Origin of the sequence: Winogradskya consettensis (assembly GCF_018332715.1) — a bacterium.
Lineage (GTDB): Bacteria > Actinomycetota > Actinomycetes > Mycobacteriales > Micromonosporaceae > Actinoplanes > Actinoplanes consettensis.
On sequence record NZ_BOQP01000008.1, the window covers coordinates 39,279 to 56,456 of the forward strand.

Sequence of the window (17,178 nt, forward strand, 5' to 3'; positions counted from 1 at the left end):
CACCGAGGGTAGCAAGATGGTGGGCATGGACGATCAGCGAACGACGGTGGCGGTGGTGAGCCCGGGGTACATGGGGGCGGGGCTCGGTGGGGCTCTACTGGCGGGCGGGGCCCGGGTGGTGGCGACGGTGGCGGGGCGGTCCGCGCGGACGGGGCGGCTCGCTGAGCAGGCCGGGCTGGAGTTGCTGGCGACGCTCGACGACGTGATTGCCGTGGCGGACGTGGTGCTGTCGGTGACGCCGCCGGCCGATGCGATCGATGCTGCCGTGGCGATCCGGGCCGCCGCGGACCGGGCCGGGGTGGTGCCGCTGGTCGCGGATCTGAACGCGGTGTCGCCGGCGACGATGGAGCGGATCGCGGCTGAGCTGAAGGGCCTGGTGCTGGTCGACGGGTCGATCTCGGGGCCGCCGCCGAGCGCGAAGCCCGGTGCGCGGGTCTATCTCGCCGGGGCCGGTGCGGACGTCGTCGCCGGGTTGCCGTGGGCGGGGCAGGTCGAGCCGGTGGTGCTGCGGGGCGCGGTGGGCACGGCGAGTGCGCTCAAGATGTGTACGGGTGGCGTGTACAAGGGGCTCACCGCGCTGATCACCCAGGCGATGCGGACCGCGGGCGCTTACGGCGTACTCGATGCCGTGGTTGAGGATCTGGCCCGCAACGGCCTTGAGCAGACCGCTGGGGTGGCGCGGTCCGCGACAAAGGCCGGGCGTTTCGTCGATGAGATGCTGGAGATCTCCGCGACCCAGGAGTCGGCCGGGCTCACTCCTGAGCTGTACGCCGCCATCGCCGCCGTCTACCGCGACGTCGCGGGCACCCCGCTGGCCGGCGCCGACCCGGAGCAGGAGCGTGAGCTGACCGCCGCCGAGGTGGTGGCGCTGCTCAGCCAGCCGGTGGGGGATCGCCCAGCTTGACCAGGACGACGCCGGCGATGATGAGCAGGCCGCCGGCGACCTGGGCGGTGCCGGGGAGCTGGTCGCGCAGCAGCCAGGCGAACAGCACCCCCGCGACGACCTCCAGCAGGGCCACGAACGACGCGACGCGGGAGCCGAGGCGGCGGCTGGCGACGATGCCGGCGATGTAGGCGAGGGCCGCGGTGACGAAACCCAGCAGCAGCAACGGGATCCACCAGGCGACACTGCCGGTGGCGTACGCCGCGGGCCGGGTGCTGGCGTGCATCGGCAGGACGCCGATCAGGGCGAGGGCACCGAGAGCCAGGGCGCCGATCGTCAGGCCGGCCCCGGCGAGGGCGACCGGGGGCAGGCCGTTGCCGGTGTCCGCCGAGATCAGGAAGTACGACGTGGCGCCGACCATCGCGGCCAGCGACCAGGCGACGCCGGCCCACGCCAGGTTGGCGCCGGAGAGCAGGTCTAGCACGAGGACCAGGCCGAGCGCGGCGAGGGCGGCGCCGGCCACGGTGAGCCGGGTGGGCCGCTGCCCCTGTCGGATCCACAGCCACGCGACCACGGCGGCGGGTGCGGTGTACTCGATGAGCAGAGCCGGCGCGACGTCCATCGTGGCGACCGCGGCGAAGTAGCAGAACTGCGCGCCGGCCGTCGCGAGCAGGCCGTAGAGCAGCACCTGACGCGCGTGGGTGCGCAGCTTGTGCCAGTGCCCGCGCATCGCCAGGGCCCCGAACGGCGCCACGACGACGGCGGCGATGCCGATCCGGGCCAGGACGACCGCGCCGGGACTCCAGCCGGTGGCGAACATCCCGCTGGCGAGCGGCCCGGACAGGCCGAAGGAGGCCGCCGAGACGACGGCGAGCAGCAGCCCGGCCGCCGTACGGCTGCGGCGTGCGGAGGTGATGTCATCGGCCAACTGGGTCATAGACCATGACGCTAGGAGGCGTCGGCGTAATATGTCAAGGTGCTCTTTGCCTATGACACCGAGTGCTCCCTGCGAGCGGCCGTCACGCTGGTCAACACCGCCTTCACCACAACCGCCGACGTGGACACCTGGTACGCCCACCATGGGTACACCGGCCGCCGGGACCGCGACGCCGCCGAGCTCGCCGCCCTGAACGCCCTGCGCCCCGTCCTGCGCACCCTGCTGACCAGCGACCGCGACCACGCCGCGACCCTGGTCAACGACCTGCTCGCCCACGCCCCGGCCAGCCCCCGCCTGGTCCGCCACGGTGACCTCGACTGGCACGTCCACGCCATCGCCGACGACGCCCCCCTCGCCGCCCGCGTCACCGTCGAGACCGCCATGGCGATGATCGACCTCGTCCGCGCCGACGAGGTCGCCCGCCTGTCGCTGTGCACGGACGACACGTGCGACAACCTCGTCCTAGACCTCACCCGCAACCGCTCCCGCCGCTTCTGCAGCACCGCCTGCGCCAACCGCAACGCCGTCGCCGCCTACCGCGCCCGCGCAAAAGACCGTTAGCCCGCTGCCCAGAGCAGGCCGCGTTCGGTGATGGTGCGGGTCTGGGGGAGCTGGAGGTCGGCGGGGGAGTGGCCGAGGGTGTTGACGAAGACGCGGCCCCGGCCGAAGTGGCGCAGCCAGACGACCGGCATCACCGCGCCCGCGGTTTCCGGGGCGTCGTGGGCGCCGGTGAACGTGGTGGTGGCGAGGACCTCGAGGGTGGGGTCGACGTGGCAGTAGTACTGCTCCGTGCGTACGGAGAAATCGTTGATGTCCTTCATGATGGGGTGGGCGGCGGTGACGTTGACGTCGTAGTCGACGAACTCGCCGGGGTGGCACAGGAAGCGCCCGCCGATCATGAACTGGTAGTCGCGGGCCTCGTAGGCCGTGGCGACGATGCCGCCGTGCCAGCCCGCGAAGCCCGCTCCGGTGCGTACCCGATGGATCAGGTTGTGTTCCTGCTCCTCGGTGAGGGTGCCGCCGGTCCAGCACTGCACGATCAGGTCCGCACGATCCAGAAGACCTTCATCCTCGTACGCCGAGAGCGTCTCCGCGACCTCGACGGTGGCCCCCTGAGCGCGCAGGAAGCCGATGAACAGATCCGTGCAGGCGACCGGTTCGTGCCCTGCCCAGCCGCCGCGAACCACGAGTGCCCTCATGATCCCGGGAGCCTAGTCGTTGCGGGGGAGAGCCGCTCCCATGATGAGTGCTCCGCTGCCGCGCCGGTCCGGGCGGGGGCATCGTGAGGGGAACCGCAACGGCAGGAGGCAGGTCATGCAGTACCGCACGCTCGGGCGTACCGGGATCAAGGTCAGCCCTTATGCTCTCGGCGCCATGATGTTCGGCAGGGCGGCCGGGGTCGGCAACCCCGACCACGATGACGCGATCCGCATCATCCATCGGGCCCTCGACGCGGGGATCAACGTCATCGACACGTCGGACGTGTACTCGTACGGCGAGTCCGAGGAGATCGTGGGGGAGGCGCTGCGTGGGCGCCGGGACAAGGTGGTGATCGCCACCAAGTTCGGCCGGCCGATGAGCGACGACCCCAACGAGCAGGGCATGTCCCGCCGGTGGATCATGGCTGCCGTCGAGGGGTCGCTGCGCCGGCTGGGCACCGACTACATCGACGTCTACCAGGTGCACCGGCTCGATCCCGGCACGGACGTCGAGGAGACGCTCTCCGCGCTCACCGATCTGGTGCGCAGCGGCAAGGTCCGGGCTGTCGGCTCGTCCAACACGCCCGTGTCCGAGATCGTCGAGGCGCAGTGGTCGGCCGAGCGCCGCGGTCTGGAGCGGTTCCGCACCGAGCAGGTCGCGTACTCGATCCTGAACCGTGGCGTCGAGAGCGAGGTGCTGCCGGCCGCACAGCGCTACGGGATGGGGACGCTGATCTGGGGCCCGCTCGCGCAGGGCACCCTCACCGGCCGCATCCGCAAGGGCCGGGAGACCGACCTGCGCCGGGGCGCCTTCTTCAAGCACATCAGCGACGAGCGCCGCCTCGACGTCGTCGAGCAGCTCGTCCCGCTCGCCGAGAAGGCGGGCCTGCCGCTCATCCATCTCGCCATGGCGTTCGTGACCGCCCACCCCGGTGTCACCAGTGCCCTGCTCGGGGCGCGGACGATGGAGCAGCTCGAGGACCTGATCGCCGGGTTCGACGTCACCCTGAGCGCCGAGCTGCTCGACCGGATCGACGAGATCGTCCCGCCGGGCACCGACGTCGGCCGGCTCGACCAGGACTACCGGACGCCGCCGCTGCTGGACGCGGCGCTGCGGCGGCGTGCCGCCTAGGCTTTCACCACCACGCACCTGCGGGTGACCGTCTTCGCGGGGTCGGACTCCGAGGTCGCCGTCAGCGAGACGACCCCGGCGGGTGCGGCGCCGGCGTCGGCCCCGACCGCCACCGCGACCGTGGTGGTGGCGCCGAACTTCGCGGTGGCCAGGGCGTTCGGTGTCACGGCCCGCCAGCCCCGGCCCGTCACCGTTGCGGAGAGCCGGTAGACATCCGACGTCAGGTACGCGGACGCGTCCTCGGGATGCCCGCCGCCGGCGACGTAGCCACCGGTGTTGGTCAGCGGGAACGAGCACGTGACGCCGCCACGGGTAGGCCGGGTCGCGGTGGTGACCGTGCCGGCGCCGAGGCGCACCCCGTGCTTGCTCGCGCCGGCGCCGTCCAGGGAACGGACCGCCACCGTGTAGGACAGCTCGCCGCCGTCGCGGCGGAGGTTGAGCACGTAGAAGTGCAGGCGGTTGGCCTCGTCGACGTACTCGTACTCGCTGCCGGACCGCGTGCCCGCGTGCAGCAGGGCGTCGGAGAGCTGCCGGTAGTCGCCCATGGTGATCATCGCCGTGCCGCCGCCCGGGCGCGTGAAGTCGGTCATCGCGATGTCCTGCGGGTTGGCGTCGACGACCCACTGGAACGGCTGGCGGTCCTGATCCTTGGTCTTGCTGATCAGCACGCCCGCGTCCGGCGTGAACGAGTCCGCACCGACCCGGTCCACGACCTCGATGGTGTAGTTGTCGTAGCCGCCGCCGTCGCAGAGCACGTCCGTCTCCACCTGGCAGGCGGGCTCGCGGTCGGCGTCCATCGCTATGTTCAGGCCCATCAGCCCGTTCTCCCCGGGGTCGACGGCCCGGGCGGTGACGTCGGCGACCACCAGCCCGGAATCCGCGAGCGCCTCCCGGGAGAGCCGCAGCACGTTGCGCTCGTCGACCAGGCCGATCTTCGCCTTGTCCCGCAGGGTGTGCAGCGAACCCATCGAGCCGCCCCGCACGGCCGGGATCTGCCAGCGGGTGTGCGGGCCGCCGGGGCCGTTGAAGGAACCCCGGGACATCATCGACCAGGGACCCGTATACGCCCGGCGCAGCGGCACCCCGTACGGATTGTTGTAGTTGTCGCCGATGCTCAGCAGGTGGCTCAGCTCGTGGGCGTACACCCCCATGCCCGAGCTCTCCGCCTGGGTGGACGAGCCGCCGCCCGCGTTCGGCCAGATCGTCGCCGCCGACGCCCACGACGTCCAGTCCACGTAGCGGGTTTTCGCGTAGTTCGGCTGCGGCTCCACGGGCGGCCCGAACACGTCCGTGACGTCCTCCTTCGTGGCGAACCGCATCTCCCCGAACTCCTGCCACGTCGACGACTCGTCCTGACCGGCGGAGAGGATGAAGACCAGCTCGTACGAGCCGGCCACGTCGGCACCCACGTCGGCGCGCCACGCTGCCAGGGCGTCCGTGCGCAGGTTGCGGTTGCACGTCGACCCGGCCGGGCACATCCCCGGGTTCATGTCGTTGCTGATGCCGTACTCGTAGGACGGGTTCGGCATCTGATAGGCCCCGTACGCGGTCAGGTCCACCCCGAACCGCCCGCCGGAGTCACCCATCCAGTACTCGTGCAGCGTGTGCCCGCCGTTGAGCTCGTTCGGCGTGTTCAGCAGGTCGCGGTAGTACGCCGGCACGTCCGCCCGGTCCAGCCCCGAGACGGCCGGTTGCGGGTTGCCGAAGATCGTGGAGCCCGGCTGCTGCGTCACCACGAACGGCTGGTCCGGATAGTCGAGGGTGACCAGGGCGATGTCGAAGTCGCGCACCGAACCCCGGCGGGCCGGGTCGTTCCACGTCGTGCCGGGCGGCGCGACGTAGTCCGACCACGTCATGTGATCGGGGTTCTCCCAGTTCTGCGGGTCCACGACCCGGAACGGATCGGCGGCCGTGGCCTGCGCCGGCCCGCTCGTGGCGAGTACGAGGCCGCCGGCGAGCACGGTGGTGAGCAGGGTGCCGAGGATGGCATCGATATATTTAGATCTATGCATCACTGGGTCATTATCTACGGGCGGAGCGCGGGCGGAAGGACGAACGTGACCGTCTCCTCGCTCGTGCGGTGCTCGGTCACGGTGAGCGGGCCGAGCCCGCCCAGCGCGGCGACGAGCTCATCGACCAGGTGCGGGGGCGCGGAAGCGCCGGCGGTCACTCCGATCGTCCGGGCATCGACGAGCCATTCCGGGCGTACGCGGGAAGCGTCCTCAATCAGGTGAGCCGGAGTGCCTCGGCGCGCGGCGACCTCGACGAGGCGTTGCGAGTTGGAGGAGTTCGCGGAGCCGACCACCAGCACCAGATCGCACCGGTCCGCGATCGCGGTGACCGCCTCCTGGCGGTTCGTGGTGGCGTAACAGATGTCGTCGGTGTCCGGGCCGGCCAGGTCGGGAAAGCGGTCCCGCAGCGCGTCGATCACGGCGCCGGTCTCGTCGGCGGCGAGCGTGGTCTGGGTCAGGTAGGAGACCCGCCCGGGATCGGGCACCGTGACGGTACGGGCCTCGCCGGCGTCCTGGACGAGCCGGATCTGACCGGGGATCTGGCCCAGGGTGCCTTCCACCTCGTCGTGCCCGTCGTGGCCGATCAGCAGCACGGTGTCGCCGCGGGCGGCGTACCGGCGGGCCTCGCTGTGGACCTTGGTGACCAGGGGACAGGTCGCGTCGACGACGTCGAGGTCGCGGCGGCCCGCCTCGGCCCGGACGGCGGGGGCCACACCGTGGGCGGAGAGGACCACTGTGGAGCCGTCGGGTACGTCGTCCAGCTCGTCGACGAAGATCGCGCCGCGGTCCTGCAGACCGGCGACGACGTGGGCGTTGTGGACTATCTGACGGCGTACGTAGACCGGGGCGCCGCGCTGCCGCAGCACCTGGTCGACCATGTCGATCGCGCGTTCGACGCCGGCGCAGAACGAGCGGGGTGCGGCCATGACGACCGTGCGGGCGATGCCGTCGGGTACCAGGGCTTCCATGATCACGAGCCTAGGTGCTGAAACGGCTCAATTAACGCGAAACCCGACAAACGGCTGAGATCAGTGCGATAGAACTGGCCTTGATCAAGACAAACCCGACGAAACGGGGTTTTCATCCGTGGTCAGTCCAGTGAAGTCCGAGATCCGTGACGAAGAAGTCGACAAGAAGCACAAGCAGAGCCTGAGCACGGCCGCCGCCCGGAACCTGACGCACACCACCAAATCCGTTCCGCAGATGCAGGAGATCAGCTCCCGGTGGCTGCTGCGCTCGCTGCCCTGGGTCCAGGTGTCCGGCGGCACCTACCGGGTGAACCGGCGGATGACGTACCGCCTCGGCGACGGCCGGCTCACGTTCACCAACACCGGCTCGGCCGTCCAGGTCGTCCCGGCCGAACTGCGCGAGATCCCGGTCTTCGCCGGCGTCGAGGACGACGAGATCCTGCGCTCCATCGCCGACCGGTTCCAGCAGCAGGAGTACGAGCCGGGCCAGGTCCTGGTCGAGTTCGGCTCGGTCGCCGACCACCTCTGCCTGATCGCGCACGGCAAGGTCGACAAGATCGGCGTCGGCTCGTACGGCGACCCGGTCAGCCTCGGCGTCCTCGCCGACGGGGAGAAATTCGGGGAGCAGGTCCTCGTCCAGGACCAGACCATCTGGGACTACACCGCGAAGGCGATGACCGCGGTGACGCTGCTCGTGCTGCCCCGCAGCGCGTTCGCGGAGCTGACCTCCCGCAGCGAGACACTGCGGGCGCACGTCGAGCAGTTCCAGGCCAAGTCACGCCGGCCGCAGAACAAGCACGGCGAGGCGGAGATCGCGGTGGCGGCGGGCCACACCGGCGAGCCGGTCCTCAACGGCACGTACGTCGACTACGAACTCACCCCGCGAGAGTACGAGCTGAGCGTCGCCCAGACCGTCCTGCGCGTCCACACCCGCGTCGCGGATCTCTACAACGAGCCGATCAACCAGATGGAGCAGCAGCTGCGGCTCACCATCGAGGCACTGCGCGAACGCCAGGAGTACGAGCTCGTCAACAACCCCGAGTTCGGTCTGCTGCACAACGCCGACCTGCGCCAGCGCATCCACACCCGCAGCGGCCCGCCCACCCCCGACGACTTCGACGAGCTGCTCAGCATGCGGCGGGGCACCCGGTTCTTCCTGGCCCACCCGAAGGCGATCGCCGCGTTCGGCCGGGAATGCACCAAGCGGGGCATCTACCCGCCACCGACCGAGATGGACGGGCACACCGTCCCCTCGTGGCGCGGCGTGCCGATCCTGCCGTGCGGCAAGATCCCGGTGAACGCCAACCACACCACGTCGATCATGGCCATGCGGATCGGCGAGGACAACCAGGGCGTCGTCGGCCTGCACCAGACCGGGCTGCCCGACGAGTACCAGCCCGGGCTCAACGTACGGTTCATGGGCATCACCGAGCAGGCGCTCATGTCGTACCTGGTCAGTGCCTACTACTCGGCCGCGGTGATGGTCCCGGACGCGCTCGGCATCCTCGACCACGTCGAGCTGTCCCACTAGCGGGCCCTCGTGAGCCTTTCGCACACGATCATCGCGGACCTGCGGGGTGCCCCACCCGGCGACCTGGGCCGCCTGCTTCCCACCGGTCTGGGTACGTCAGCCGCGCGCGCGTTCCTGAAACCGTTCCACGCCGCCGACGACGAGCTGTTCTGCCCCGGTGCACTGCGCGAGGACGTCGCTCTCGGGGAGTTCGTCAACGAGCAGGTCGTCGCGTGGGCGGACCAGGTCGGCATCTACGCCGGACGCCTGGAGAAGCTGCGCGCCTGCGGCTTCGGGCGGTTCATGATGCTCGCCCACCCCGGGGCCCTCGACGCCGACCGGCTGGTCGCCGCCACCAAATGCCTCGTCGCCGAATGGGCGGCCGACGACTACTACGTCGACGAGGTGGAACTCGGCGCCGACCCGATGCAGGTCGGCTCGCGGCTGGCGAACCTGCACGCCGTGACCGACCCCGCGCAGCTGCCCCGGCGTTACGCCGCCGACATGGACGCCCACCACCGGCTCCAGCCGATCTCGGTGGCGTTCCGCACCGCGATGGAACACCTTTCCCGGTACGCGTCGATCACGCAGATGGGCCGCTTCCAGCACCAGATGGCGACCCTGTTCCTCGCCTGGACCCAGGAGGCGGACTGGCACGCGAACCGCCGCACCCCACCGGTCTGGGAATACCTCGTGCAACGGCACCTCAACAACTACCTCCCGCCGATGATCCTCGTCGACGTCCTGGCCGGTTACGAGGTCCCGGCGCAGGAGTTCTACCAGCCCCTGGTCCGCCAGGCGTTCACCACCGCGGGTAACGCCGCGGTCCTGATCAACGACCTGTACTCGGGCGCCCAGGAGTCCGAGAACGATTTCAACCTGCCCACCGTCCTCGTCGCCAACGAGGGCCTGACCCGCCACGAAGCCGTCCTGCGCACCGTCGAGATCCACAACGAGCTCATGCACACGTTCGTCGGCCTCGCCACCCAGCTCAGCGCGACCGGCAGCCCGATGCTGCGGCGCTTCTTCGCGGACACCTGGGCCTGGCTGGGCGGCAGCCGCCAATGGCACGCCACCTCCGGCCGTTACCACTCGTAGAATTCAGCAGAGGAGCCTGATCCATGACCACCACGTTCGAGACGCCCGTCCTGCGTACGCACTTCGAGAAGTCCGTCGCCGCATACTGGAACACCAACCAGGAGGACCCGGTCAACCTGCGCCTCGGCGAGGTCGACGGCCTGTTCCACCACCACTACGGCGTCGGCGGCTACGACCCGTCCGTCCTCGAAGGCCCCGCCGAAACCCGCGATCAGCGCATCATCAACGAACTCCACCGCCTCGAAAGCGCCCAGGCCGACCTCCTCCTCGACCACCTGGGCCCCCTCGGCCCCGACGACAAGGTCCTGGACGGCGGCTCAGGCCGCGGCGGCACCAGCATCATGGCCAACCGCCGCTTCGGCTGCGAGGCCGACGGCGTCTCCATCTCGGAATACCAGGTAGGTTTCGCCAACGACCAGGCCGCCCGCCGCGGCGTCTCCGACAAGGTCCGCTTCCACTTCCGCAACATGCTGCAAACGGAATTGCCCACCGCCTCCCGCCAGGCAATCTGGACGAACGAGACGACGATGTACGTCGACCTCGGCGACCTCTACCGAGAATTCGCCCGGGTCCTCGACTTCGGCGGCCGCTACGTCTGCATCACCGGCTGCGCCAACGACGTCACCGGCCTCCGCTCCAAAGCAGTCAGCAAAATCAACGAGCACTACACCTGCGACATCCACCCCCGCAGCGCCTACTTCAAGGCCCTCGCCGACAACGGCCTGGTCCCCATCAACGTCGTAGACCTCACCGCCGCCACCATCCCGTACTGGCAACTCCGCGCCAAGTCCTCCGTCGCCACCGGCATCGAGGAAGCCTTCCTCACCGCCTACCAGGAAGGCAGCTTCCACTACCTCCTCATCGCCGCCGACCGGGCCTGACCCACCCTTGTGAGCGTGGCCGGCCCCCGTCCGGCCGGCCACGCTCCGGGTCGGAGGATGGGCATGCAGCCCGGGTTGTGCCCTCCGGATCGGCTGTCTTTCCGGATCGGCTGTCTTATGGCCGAGCGCCGGGGCCGGCGCTCTCGGAGGACCGGTCGCTGCCGGCGCATGTTGGCCTGACCGCACTCAGGCTTCGTGGCTCGATGTTGCGTCCAGTCACGCTTTCGCGCAGTTTTCTGCGGTCCGTCCTGTCGAGTTCGGGTATTTATTTCCGGGTCCGGAAGTTGTCTTACGGCGTATGGCTCGGTGTTGCGGCGGAGCGGCTTTTCCCGCAGCTTTGTGCCGCCCGTCCTGTCAAGCGCGCGGCAGTTGTTGTTCGGCCTGGAAGTTGTTTTGCGGCGTGTGGCTCGAAGTTGCGTGGGGCTCCTTTTTCCGCAATTTTGTGCGGCGTTTCTGTCAAACGCGGGGCAATCATTGTTCAGTGCACGGCACGCATCCGCTCTATGGTCCGACGTCCGCGTCAGGAGGCTTGCCACCTAGCCTCCTAGGATGCTGAAGAGGGTGTGACCCGGGCAGCTGCGACCCGCGGCGATAGCGCAGGCGGTGGTGACGGCGCGGGGCTTTGCTGGCTCGCGGCAGAGCTGGGGTGAAGGATCGCCGCTGAGAATTGCGGCCCTCGCCGTCTTCGACACCGCCTATGTCGCATGAATCGGCGAGGGCACCGGGGACCTCGAAACGCGCTGAGGCTCGCGCAGCAAATATTCAGCGACGGCGGCTCTGCGGCGGGGCCTCCGCTTCGAACCCCGGGGCCATGACCCTCCGAGCCACCCGGCCCCGGCCATACGGCCCGGCCCCGGGCAAGGCCCCATGCTCCGGGCAAGGCCCCCCTGCTCCGGGTAGGGCTTCCCTCTCCGGCCAGGGCACCCTGCTCCGCCCAAAGCACCCCGCTCTGGGCAGACCTCCCCGCCGCGGCAAACCCCCGCAGCTCGGTAGGCCCGTAGCCAGGTAGCGCCGTAGCCCGGCTTTGGGATCGCGGTCAACGTGAGCTTCCCCGGGAACCTGGCATCAAAATCTCAGCCGCGACACCCCGATCCCCATGGACCGCGGGCCCGTTGACCTCCCGGCCCCATGAACGCAGCCGTGACCTTCAACCGCCTCCGGGCCGGGCCGGGCCGGGCCGCATCAGGATCTGGCCCCCTGAAGGCCGGGTCGCATGAAGGCCTGGTCGCATCCGGGTCTGGCCGCATCCGGGTCTGGCCGCATGAAGGTCTGGTCGGATTGGGGTCTGGCCGCGTGAAGGCCTGGTCGCATCAGGATCTGGCCGGAGTCTCAGGTCGGCAGGGAGGACCGTCCTGGCCTGGTGTTCGCAGCGGGGAGGTCTGTCCCTGGGTCTCAGCGGGCCGGGAGCGTCATGGCCTGGGGTTCGCGGTGAGGGAGGGGTCAGTCGGGTGGAGCGGCGGCACGTCGTGGGTGAGGAGCCGTGTTTGCACCTGGCTGGGGGCAGCGTCAGGGGATGGGGGTGGTCAAGGATTGGAGGGTGGTGAGGACGGTTCGGGTGGCGGGGGGTGGGGTGGGGGTGCCTCGGGTGGCGGCGTAGACGTGGCGGGTGAGGGGGGTGTGGAGGGGGCGAGGGGATACGTGGTAGCGGTGGTCGATGGCGAGGGAGGGGAGGAGGGAGATGGAGAGGCCGGCTTCGACGTGGGTGAGGAGGAGTTCGTAGCTGGAGAAGCGTCCGGTGATGATGGGTTCGAAGCCGGCTCGGCGGCAGGTGCTGGTGACGAGGTTGGACAGGTAGGTGCCGGGCATGTCGATGGACCAGGCGGCGTCGGCCAGGTCGGCGAGGTTGACGGGGGACAGGTCCGGGGCGGGGGAGGGTACGACCAGGACGACGTCGTCCGCGAGGAGCGGGAAGGTGGCCAGCGTCGGGTCCAGGGTGGTGGAGCCGTCGATGAAGTCCGCGGTGACGATGATGTCGTACTCGCCTCGGCGGAGGGCCTGGTGGGCGGCCATGGGGTCGAGTTCCGCGACTGTCAGGGTGATTGCCGGGTGGGTTTCGGCCAGGCGTTTGCCCAGGGGGATGGCCAGGGCGCGGATGGCGCTGGAGAACGCTGCCATGCGTACGTGTCCGGCTGGTTCTCCGGTTGGGCTCTGGAGTTCCTGCTTGGCGGTTCTGAGCTGGTCGAGGATGATCCGGGCGTGGCGGGCGAGGGTATGGCCGGCGGGGGTCAGTGTGACGCGGCGGCCGGTGCGGTGCAGGAGCTCGGCGCCGGCCTCGGTTTCGAGGACGGCCAGTTGGGCGGAGACCGCGGAGGGGCTCAGGTGCAGGGCGGCGGCGACCGCGCGCACGGTGCCCAGGCCGTCCAGGAGGCTGAGCATCTCCAGCCGGGTCGGGTTCAACGGCAGCGACTCCTTGTGCGGATTGTCTGCACAGCGTAGCCAGATATCCGTGCTTTAACGCACAGCAGCGGATGCCTATCGTGAGGGCATGACGCAAAGCTTCTGGTCGGACGCGGAACGGCATCTTGTGCGGTACGGGGGGCCGTTCACGCCCGAGATCATCGAGCGGGCGGCGGGGAGCTTCGTCTACACCGCGGACGACCGGAAGATCCTCGACTTCACGTCGGGGCAGATGAGTGCGATCCTCGGGCACAGCCATCCCGCGGTGGTGCGGACCGTGCAGGAGCAGATCGCGAGCCTCGACCATCTGTTCAGCGGGATGTTGTCGCGGCCCGTTGTCGAGCTCGCGCGCCGGCTCGCCGAGTCCTTGCCGGAGCCGTTGACGAAGGCGATGCTGCTCACGACGGGTGCCGAGTCGAACGAGGCGGCGATCCGGATGGCCAAGCTCGTGACCGGCAAGCACGAGATCGTCGCCTTCGCGCGGTCGTGGCACGGCATGACGCAGGCGGCGGCTGCCGCGACCTACAGTGCCGGACATCAGGGGTACGGCCCCACGTCCCCGGGTAACTTCGCCATCCCGGCGCCGGACTCGTACCGTCCCGATTTTCTCACCTCCGACGGTGAGTTCGACTGGCGGCGGCAGCTGGACTTCGGGTTCGCCCTGGTCGACGCGCAGTCGACCGGGAGCCTCGCGGCCTGCATAGTCGAGCCGATCCTCAGCTCGGGCGGCATCCTCGAACCGCCGCCGGGTTACCTTGCAGCCCTGGCGCAGAAGTGCCGCGAGCGGGGGATGCTGCTCATCGTCGACGAGGCGCAGACCGGGTTGTGCCGCACAGGGACGTGGTACGCGTTCGAGCGCGACGGCATCGTCCCCGACATCCTGACGCTGTCCAAGACGCTGGGCGCCGGTCTGCCCCTGGCCGCTGTCGTCACCACGGACGAGATCGAGCAGCGTGCCCACGACCGCGGCTACCTGTTCTACACCACGCACGTTTCGGACCCGTTGGTCGCGGCAGTCGGTAACACCGTGCTCGATGTGCTTCAAGAAGAGCGGATGGAGGTACGCGCTCAGCAGCTGGGCGCGTACCTGAGGGCTGGTCTGCTGGCCATCCAGGACCGGCACGACGTGGTCGGGGATGTCCGGGGTCGTGGCCTGATGCAGGGGATCGAGCTGGTCGTCGATCGCAAGACCAAGGAGGGCTCCGATGCGCTCGGCGCCGGCGTCACCCGGCGCTGCCTCGAGCTCGGCCTGCACGTGAACGTGGTCCAGCTGCCCGGAATGGGAGGAACGTTCAGGATCGCGCCGCCGCTGACCGCGACCGTGGAGGAGCTGGCGCTCGGCCTGGAGATGCTCGATCAGGCGATCGGGGACGTCGTGGCCGCGTAGCCGACGCCGGGGCGCAAAGGGGGTCGAAACGCGAGCGTGCACGCGCTTGCAAGGATCAGGTCATGTTGTCGTCCACCGCAGAGCCGCCCGACGCTCCCCGATCGTGGCGCAGCCGGCGGTTGCGGCTGGCCGGGGTCGCCGTCTCGGTGCTCGTGCTGGCCGCGATCGGGTTGCGCGGCCGGCTGCCCGACCCGCACGAGTTCTTCGTCGCGCTGACCGGCGCCCATTGGGGCTGGGTGGCCGCCGCCGTCGTCCTGCAGGTCGCCTCGATCGGGGCCTTCGCCTGCCAGCACCAGTACCTGCTCAACGCGCTCGGCGTCCGCATCCGCCGCCGCCGGGTCATGGCCATCACCGTCGCCGGGACCGCGATCTCGATCTCCGTGCCCGCCGGTGCCGCGGTCTCGGCCGGCTATTCGATCCGCGAGTACGAGCGGGCCGGCGCCCCCCGCGAGATCGGCGCGGTCAGCGCGATCGTGAACGGCCTCGCCTCCATCGGTGGCCTGGCCCTCATCTACGTGGCCGGCGGCGCCGTCGTCGTCATGTACAGCTCGACGGCATCGCTGACCTGGCGCCCGCTGGTCATCGTCGGCGTTCTGGCCGCCCTGACGTTCGCCGCGGTCGCCCTGGGCCGCCGCCTCGCCGAGCCGCCCCCATCGCCATCCCCGTCGCCCACGCCTTCGACGGCGAAGCAGCGCGGCCGGGTCGCGCTGTACGTGCACGGCCTGCTCGTCGCAGCCCGCGAGGCGTGGCGGGCCGGCGCGGGTCTCCGGATCCGGGACTGGTGCGCGGTGGTCGGTTACGCCGCACTGAACTGGCTGACAGACCTGCTCTGCCTGGTCGCCTGCACCCGCGCCCTGGGCCTGAAGGTCAACCTCATCACCCTCGCGGGCATCTACCTCGGCGTCCAGATCGTCCGCCAGGTCCCCCTCTCCCCGGGCGGCATCGGCGTCATCGAAACAGCCCTGGTGGCCGGCCTCACCACGGCCGGCGCTACGGCGATCATCGCCTCCGCCGCCGTGCTGATCTACCGCCTGCTGTCGTGCTGGATCCTCCTCCCGGCAGGCGGCGCCGCAGCCCTCTTCCTGCGCCGCGCCGGCACCCGGCAACCGGTTCCCATCGGCACCCGATAACGCCGCACCCTGGGCCCGATACGCCGCACCTGGGGAGGTGCCCGGGGAAGCCGGTGTGCCGGGTCCGGGCGGCGGTGGCTGCGGAAGACCGTGGGAAGCCGGTGTGCCGGGTCCGGGCGGCGGTGGCCGCGGAAGGCCGTGGGAAGCCGGTGTGCCGGGTCCGGGCGGCGGTGGCCCCGAAGACCGTGGGAAGCCGGTGTGCCGGGTCCGGGCGGCGGTGGCCCCGAAGACCGTGGGAAGCCGGTGTGCCGGGTCCGGGCGGCGGTGGCCCCGAAGACCGTGGGAAGCGGGTGCGCAGGGCGAATCGGGTGGGCCCATTAGTGGGTCTACCAGGGGGAATGCGGGCCGATCGGAGGGTCGGGGGTCGCCCGGACGGACGGTAGGCCGCAACGGGCCGGCGTGCGAGATTGGCGCGCATGCCGGACGAGACCCCGATCGACGATGCCCTGCTCGCCTATGCGGCCGGCCACGAGGACGGCGCCGTGCGCCGGCCCGATCCGCAGCGGGCGGGTGACCCCGGGACCGGCCCGGACTACCGTGTCGGCGTCGTCGACGGCAGCCTGATCGCGTTTCAGACCGAGCTCGTCGACCAGGTCCGCCGTCTCCTCGGCGACCCCACCCGGGACAGCCGGTAGCCCTCGAAATCCGCGACGAGACGGCCGGGACAAACGGCCGCGACAAACGGCCGGGACAAACAGCCGCGACGAGACGCCCGCGCCGAGACGCCCGCGACGGCAAGCCCGCGACGGCAAGCCCGCGCCGGGAAGCCCGCGACCACCGCGCTGCCGCCCCCGAATGGTGTCGGGGGCGGTTTGTCAGGCGCCGGCGGCGCCGTCGACCGGGAGGATGGCGCCGCTGACCGCGGAGGCCCGGTCGCTGAGCAGCCACAATGCGGCTTCGGCGACCTCGTCCGGGGTTGCCATGCGGCCCATGGGGCTGGTGGCATTGATCTGGTCGATGATGCCGGGGGTGGCGGCCTCCCAGGCGTCGATCATCTCGGTGGCGGTGCCGCCGGGGGTGAGGCCGTTGACCCGGATACGGTCGGGGGCCCAGGTGACGGCGGCGGTTTCGGTGATGCTGTTCAGGGCGCGCTTCATCGCGCCGTAGGCGGGCAGGGCCGGGTTGGCGCGCCGGCTGCCGATGCTGGAGGTGTTGACGATGGCGCCGCCGCCGGTGCGGCGCATGATGGCGGCTTCGTGGACCATGGCGGTCCAGTGGCCGCGGAAGTTGACGGCGAACTGGGTCTCGAGGTCGTCGGGGCTGGTGGCGTCGAGGGGGCCGGGCTGCTGGATCGCGGCGCCGTTGTTGAAGGCGCCGTCGAGGCGGCCGTGCAGGTCGGCGACGTGGTCGATCGCGGCGCGGATGCTGGTGCTGTCGGCGAGGTCGCAGGCGACGGCGTCGGCGGTGCCGCCGGTGGCCCTGATGCCGGTGACGATGCGGTCGAGGGCGTCGGCGGTGCGGGCGGCGAGGACCACGCTCGCTCCTTCGCGGGCGAACAGGCGGGCCGCTGCCGCGCCGATGCCGCGGCTCGCGCCGGTGATGAGGACGACCTTGCCGGAGAGCAGGCCCGTGGTGGTGGTTGTGCTGTCGGTCATGGGACCAGCGTCATCGGCTGCGAGGAGCGGATACAGGCACAATCGGTAC

General features: G+C 70.5%; 15 protein-coding genes. 9 read left to right on the top strand and 6 right to left on the bottom strand.

From position 1 onward, the window contains the following. Positions 1-25 precede the first annotated feature (25 nt). Positions 26-904, top strand: a complete 879-nt coding sequence (locus tag Aco04nite_RS08735) for a DUF1932 domain-containing protein (protein WP_212996686.1) — start codon at positions 26-28, stop codon at positions 902-904. Here Aco04nite_RS08735 and Aco04nite_RS08740 read toward each other — a convergent pair. Beyond that, positions 873-1,820, bottom strand: coding sequence for an EamA family transporter (locus tag Aco04nite_RS08740; protein WP_212996687.1), 948 nt, complete (start codon positions 1,818-1,820; stop codon positions 873-875). The two genes, Aco04nite_RS08735 and Aco04nite_RS08740, sit on opposite strands and share 32 nt — an antisense overlap. A gap of 39 nt (positions 1,821-1,859) precedes the next feature. Here Aco04nite_RS08740 and Aco04nite_RS08745 point away from each other — a divergent pair, with 39 nt between their 5' ends. After that, the gene (locus Aco04nite_RS08745) at positions 1,860-2,381 is read left to right on the top strand and encodes a CGNR zinc finger domain-containing protein (RefSeq protein ID WP_212996688.1); all 522 of its coding nucleotides are present in this window, start codon (positions 1,860-1,862) and stop codon (positions 2,379-2,381) included. Here Aco04nite_RS08745 and Aco04nite_RS08750 read toward each other — a convergent pair. Further along, positions 2,378-3,019, bottom strand: a complete 642-nt coding sequence (locus Aco04nite_RS08750) for a ThuA domain-containing protein (RefSeq protein ID WP_212996689.1) — start codon at positions 3,017-3,019, stop codon at positions 2,378-2,380. The genes Aco04nite_RS08745 and Aco04nite_RS08750 overlap by 4 nt on opposite strands. Positions 3,020-3,134: 115 nt before the next feature. Between Aco04nite_RS08750 and Aco04nite_RS08755 the strand changes: the two genes are divergently transcribed. Beyond that, the gene (locus Aco04nite_RS08755) at positions 3,135-4,151 is read left to right on the top strand and encodes an aldo/keto reductase (RefSeq protein WP_212996690.1); all 1,017 of its coding nucleotides are present in this window, start codon (positions 3,135-3,137) and stop codon (positions 4,149-4,151) included. Here the strand turns inward: Aco04nite_RS08755 and Aco04nite_RS08760 are convergent. Both Aco04nite_RS08760 and ispH read right to left on the bottom strand, forming a co-directional pair. Next, a complete protein-coding gene (locus Aco04nite_RS08760) occupies positions 4,148-6,163 on the bottom strand; it encodes a M6 family metalloprotease domain-containing protein (RefSeq protein ID WP_212997241.1) in 2,016 nt (671 codons plus the stop codon). The two genes, Aco04nite_RS08755 and Aco04nite_RS08760, sit on opposite strands and share 4 nt — an antisense overlap. Positions 6,164-6,177: 14 nt before the next feature. Beyond that, positions 6,178-7,134 (bottom strand): 4-hydroxy-3-methylbut-2-enyl diphosphate reductase, encoded by a 957-nt coding sequence (ispH, locus tag Aco04nite_RS08765; RefSeq protein ID WP_438874906.1) that lies wholly within the window; start codon positions 7,132-7,134, stop codon positions 6,178-6,180. Positions 7,135-7,249: 115 nt separating this feature from the next. Here ispH and Aco04nite_RS08770 point away from each other — a divergent pair, with 115 nt between their 5' ends. Genes Aco04nite_RS08770 through Aco04nite_RS08780 form a run of 3 tightly spaced genes read left to right on the top strand, consistent with a single transcriptional unit; the run spans position 7,250 to position 10,620 of the window. Continuing rightward, positions 7,250-8,662: a family 2B encapsulin nanocompartment shell protein gene (locus Aco04nite_RS08770; RefSeq protein ID WP_244875831.1), complete on the top strand. Its 1,413-nt coding sequence runs from the start codon at positions 7,250-7,252 to the stop codon at positions 8,660-8,662. 9 nt (positions 8,663-8,671) lie between these two features. After that, entirely contained in the window at positions 8,672-9,739 is a 1,068-nt protein-coding gene (locus tag Aco04nite_RS08775) for a family 2 encapsulin nanocompartment cargo protein terpene cyclase (protein ID WP_244875832.1), read from the top strand. Between the two features lie 23 nt (positions 9,740-9,762). Then, positions 9,763-10,620, top strand: coding sequence for a geranyl diphosphate 2-C-methyltransferase (locus tag Aco04nite_RS08780; protein WP_212996692.1), 858 nt, complete (start codon positions 9,763-9,765; stop codon positions 10,618-10,620). 1,506 nt (positions 10,621-12,126) lie between these two features. On the opposite strand, the gene Aco04nite_RS08785 is transcribed toward Aco04nite_RS08780, so the two are convergent. After that, positions 12,127-13,017, bottom strand: coding sequence for a LysR family transcriptional regulator (locus tag Aco04nite_RS08785; protein ID WP_212996693.1), 891 nt, complete (start codon positions 13,015-13,017; stop codon positions 12,127-12,129). Between the two features lie 88 nt (positions 13,018-13,105). Here Aco04nite_RS08785 and Aco04nite_RS08790 point away from each other — a divergent pair, with 88 nt between their 5' ends. From Aco04nite_RS08790 to Aco04nite_RS08800, 3 genes are all read left to right on the top strand, one after another. After that, positions 13,106-14,404, top strand: a complete 1,299-nt coding sequence (locus Aco04nite_RS08790) for an aspartate aminotransferase family protein (RefSeq protein WP_212996694.1) — start codon at positions 13,106-13,108, stop codon at positions 14,402-14,404. Between the two features lie 62 nt (positions 14,405-14,466). Next, positions 14,467-15,534: a lysylphosphatidylglycerol synthase transmembrane domain-containing protein gene (locus Aco04nite_RS08795; protein ID WP_212996695.1), complete on the top strand. Its 1,068-nt coding sequence runs from the start codon at positions 14,467-14,469 to the stop codon at positions 15,532-15,534. 416 nt (positions 15,535-15,950) lie between these two features. Next, complete coding sequence (locus Aco04nite_RS08800; RefSeq protein ID WP_244875833.1) at positions 15,951-16,169, top strand: hypothetical protein; 219 nt, start codon at positions 15,951-15,953, stop codon at positions 16,167-16,169. 180 nt (positions 16,170-16,349) lie between these two features. Here Aco04nite_RS08800 and Aco04nite_RS08805 read toward each other — a convergent pair whose 3' ends face one another. After that, on the bottom strand, positions 16,350-17,129 hold the full coding sequence (locus Aco04nite_RS08805) for an SDR family NAD(P)-dependent oxidoreductase (RefSeq protein WP_212996696.1): 780 nt from the start codon (positions 17,127-17,129) through the stop codon (positions 16,350-16,352). Positions 17,130-17,178: the final 49 nt, after the last annotated feature.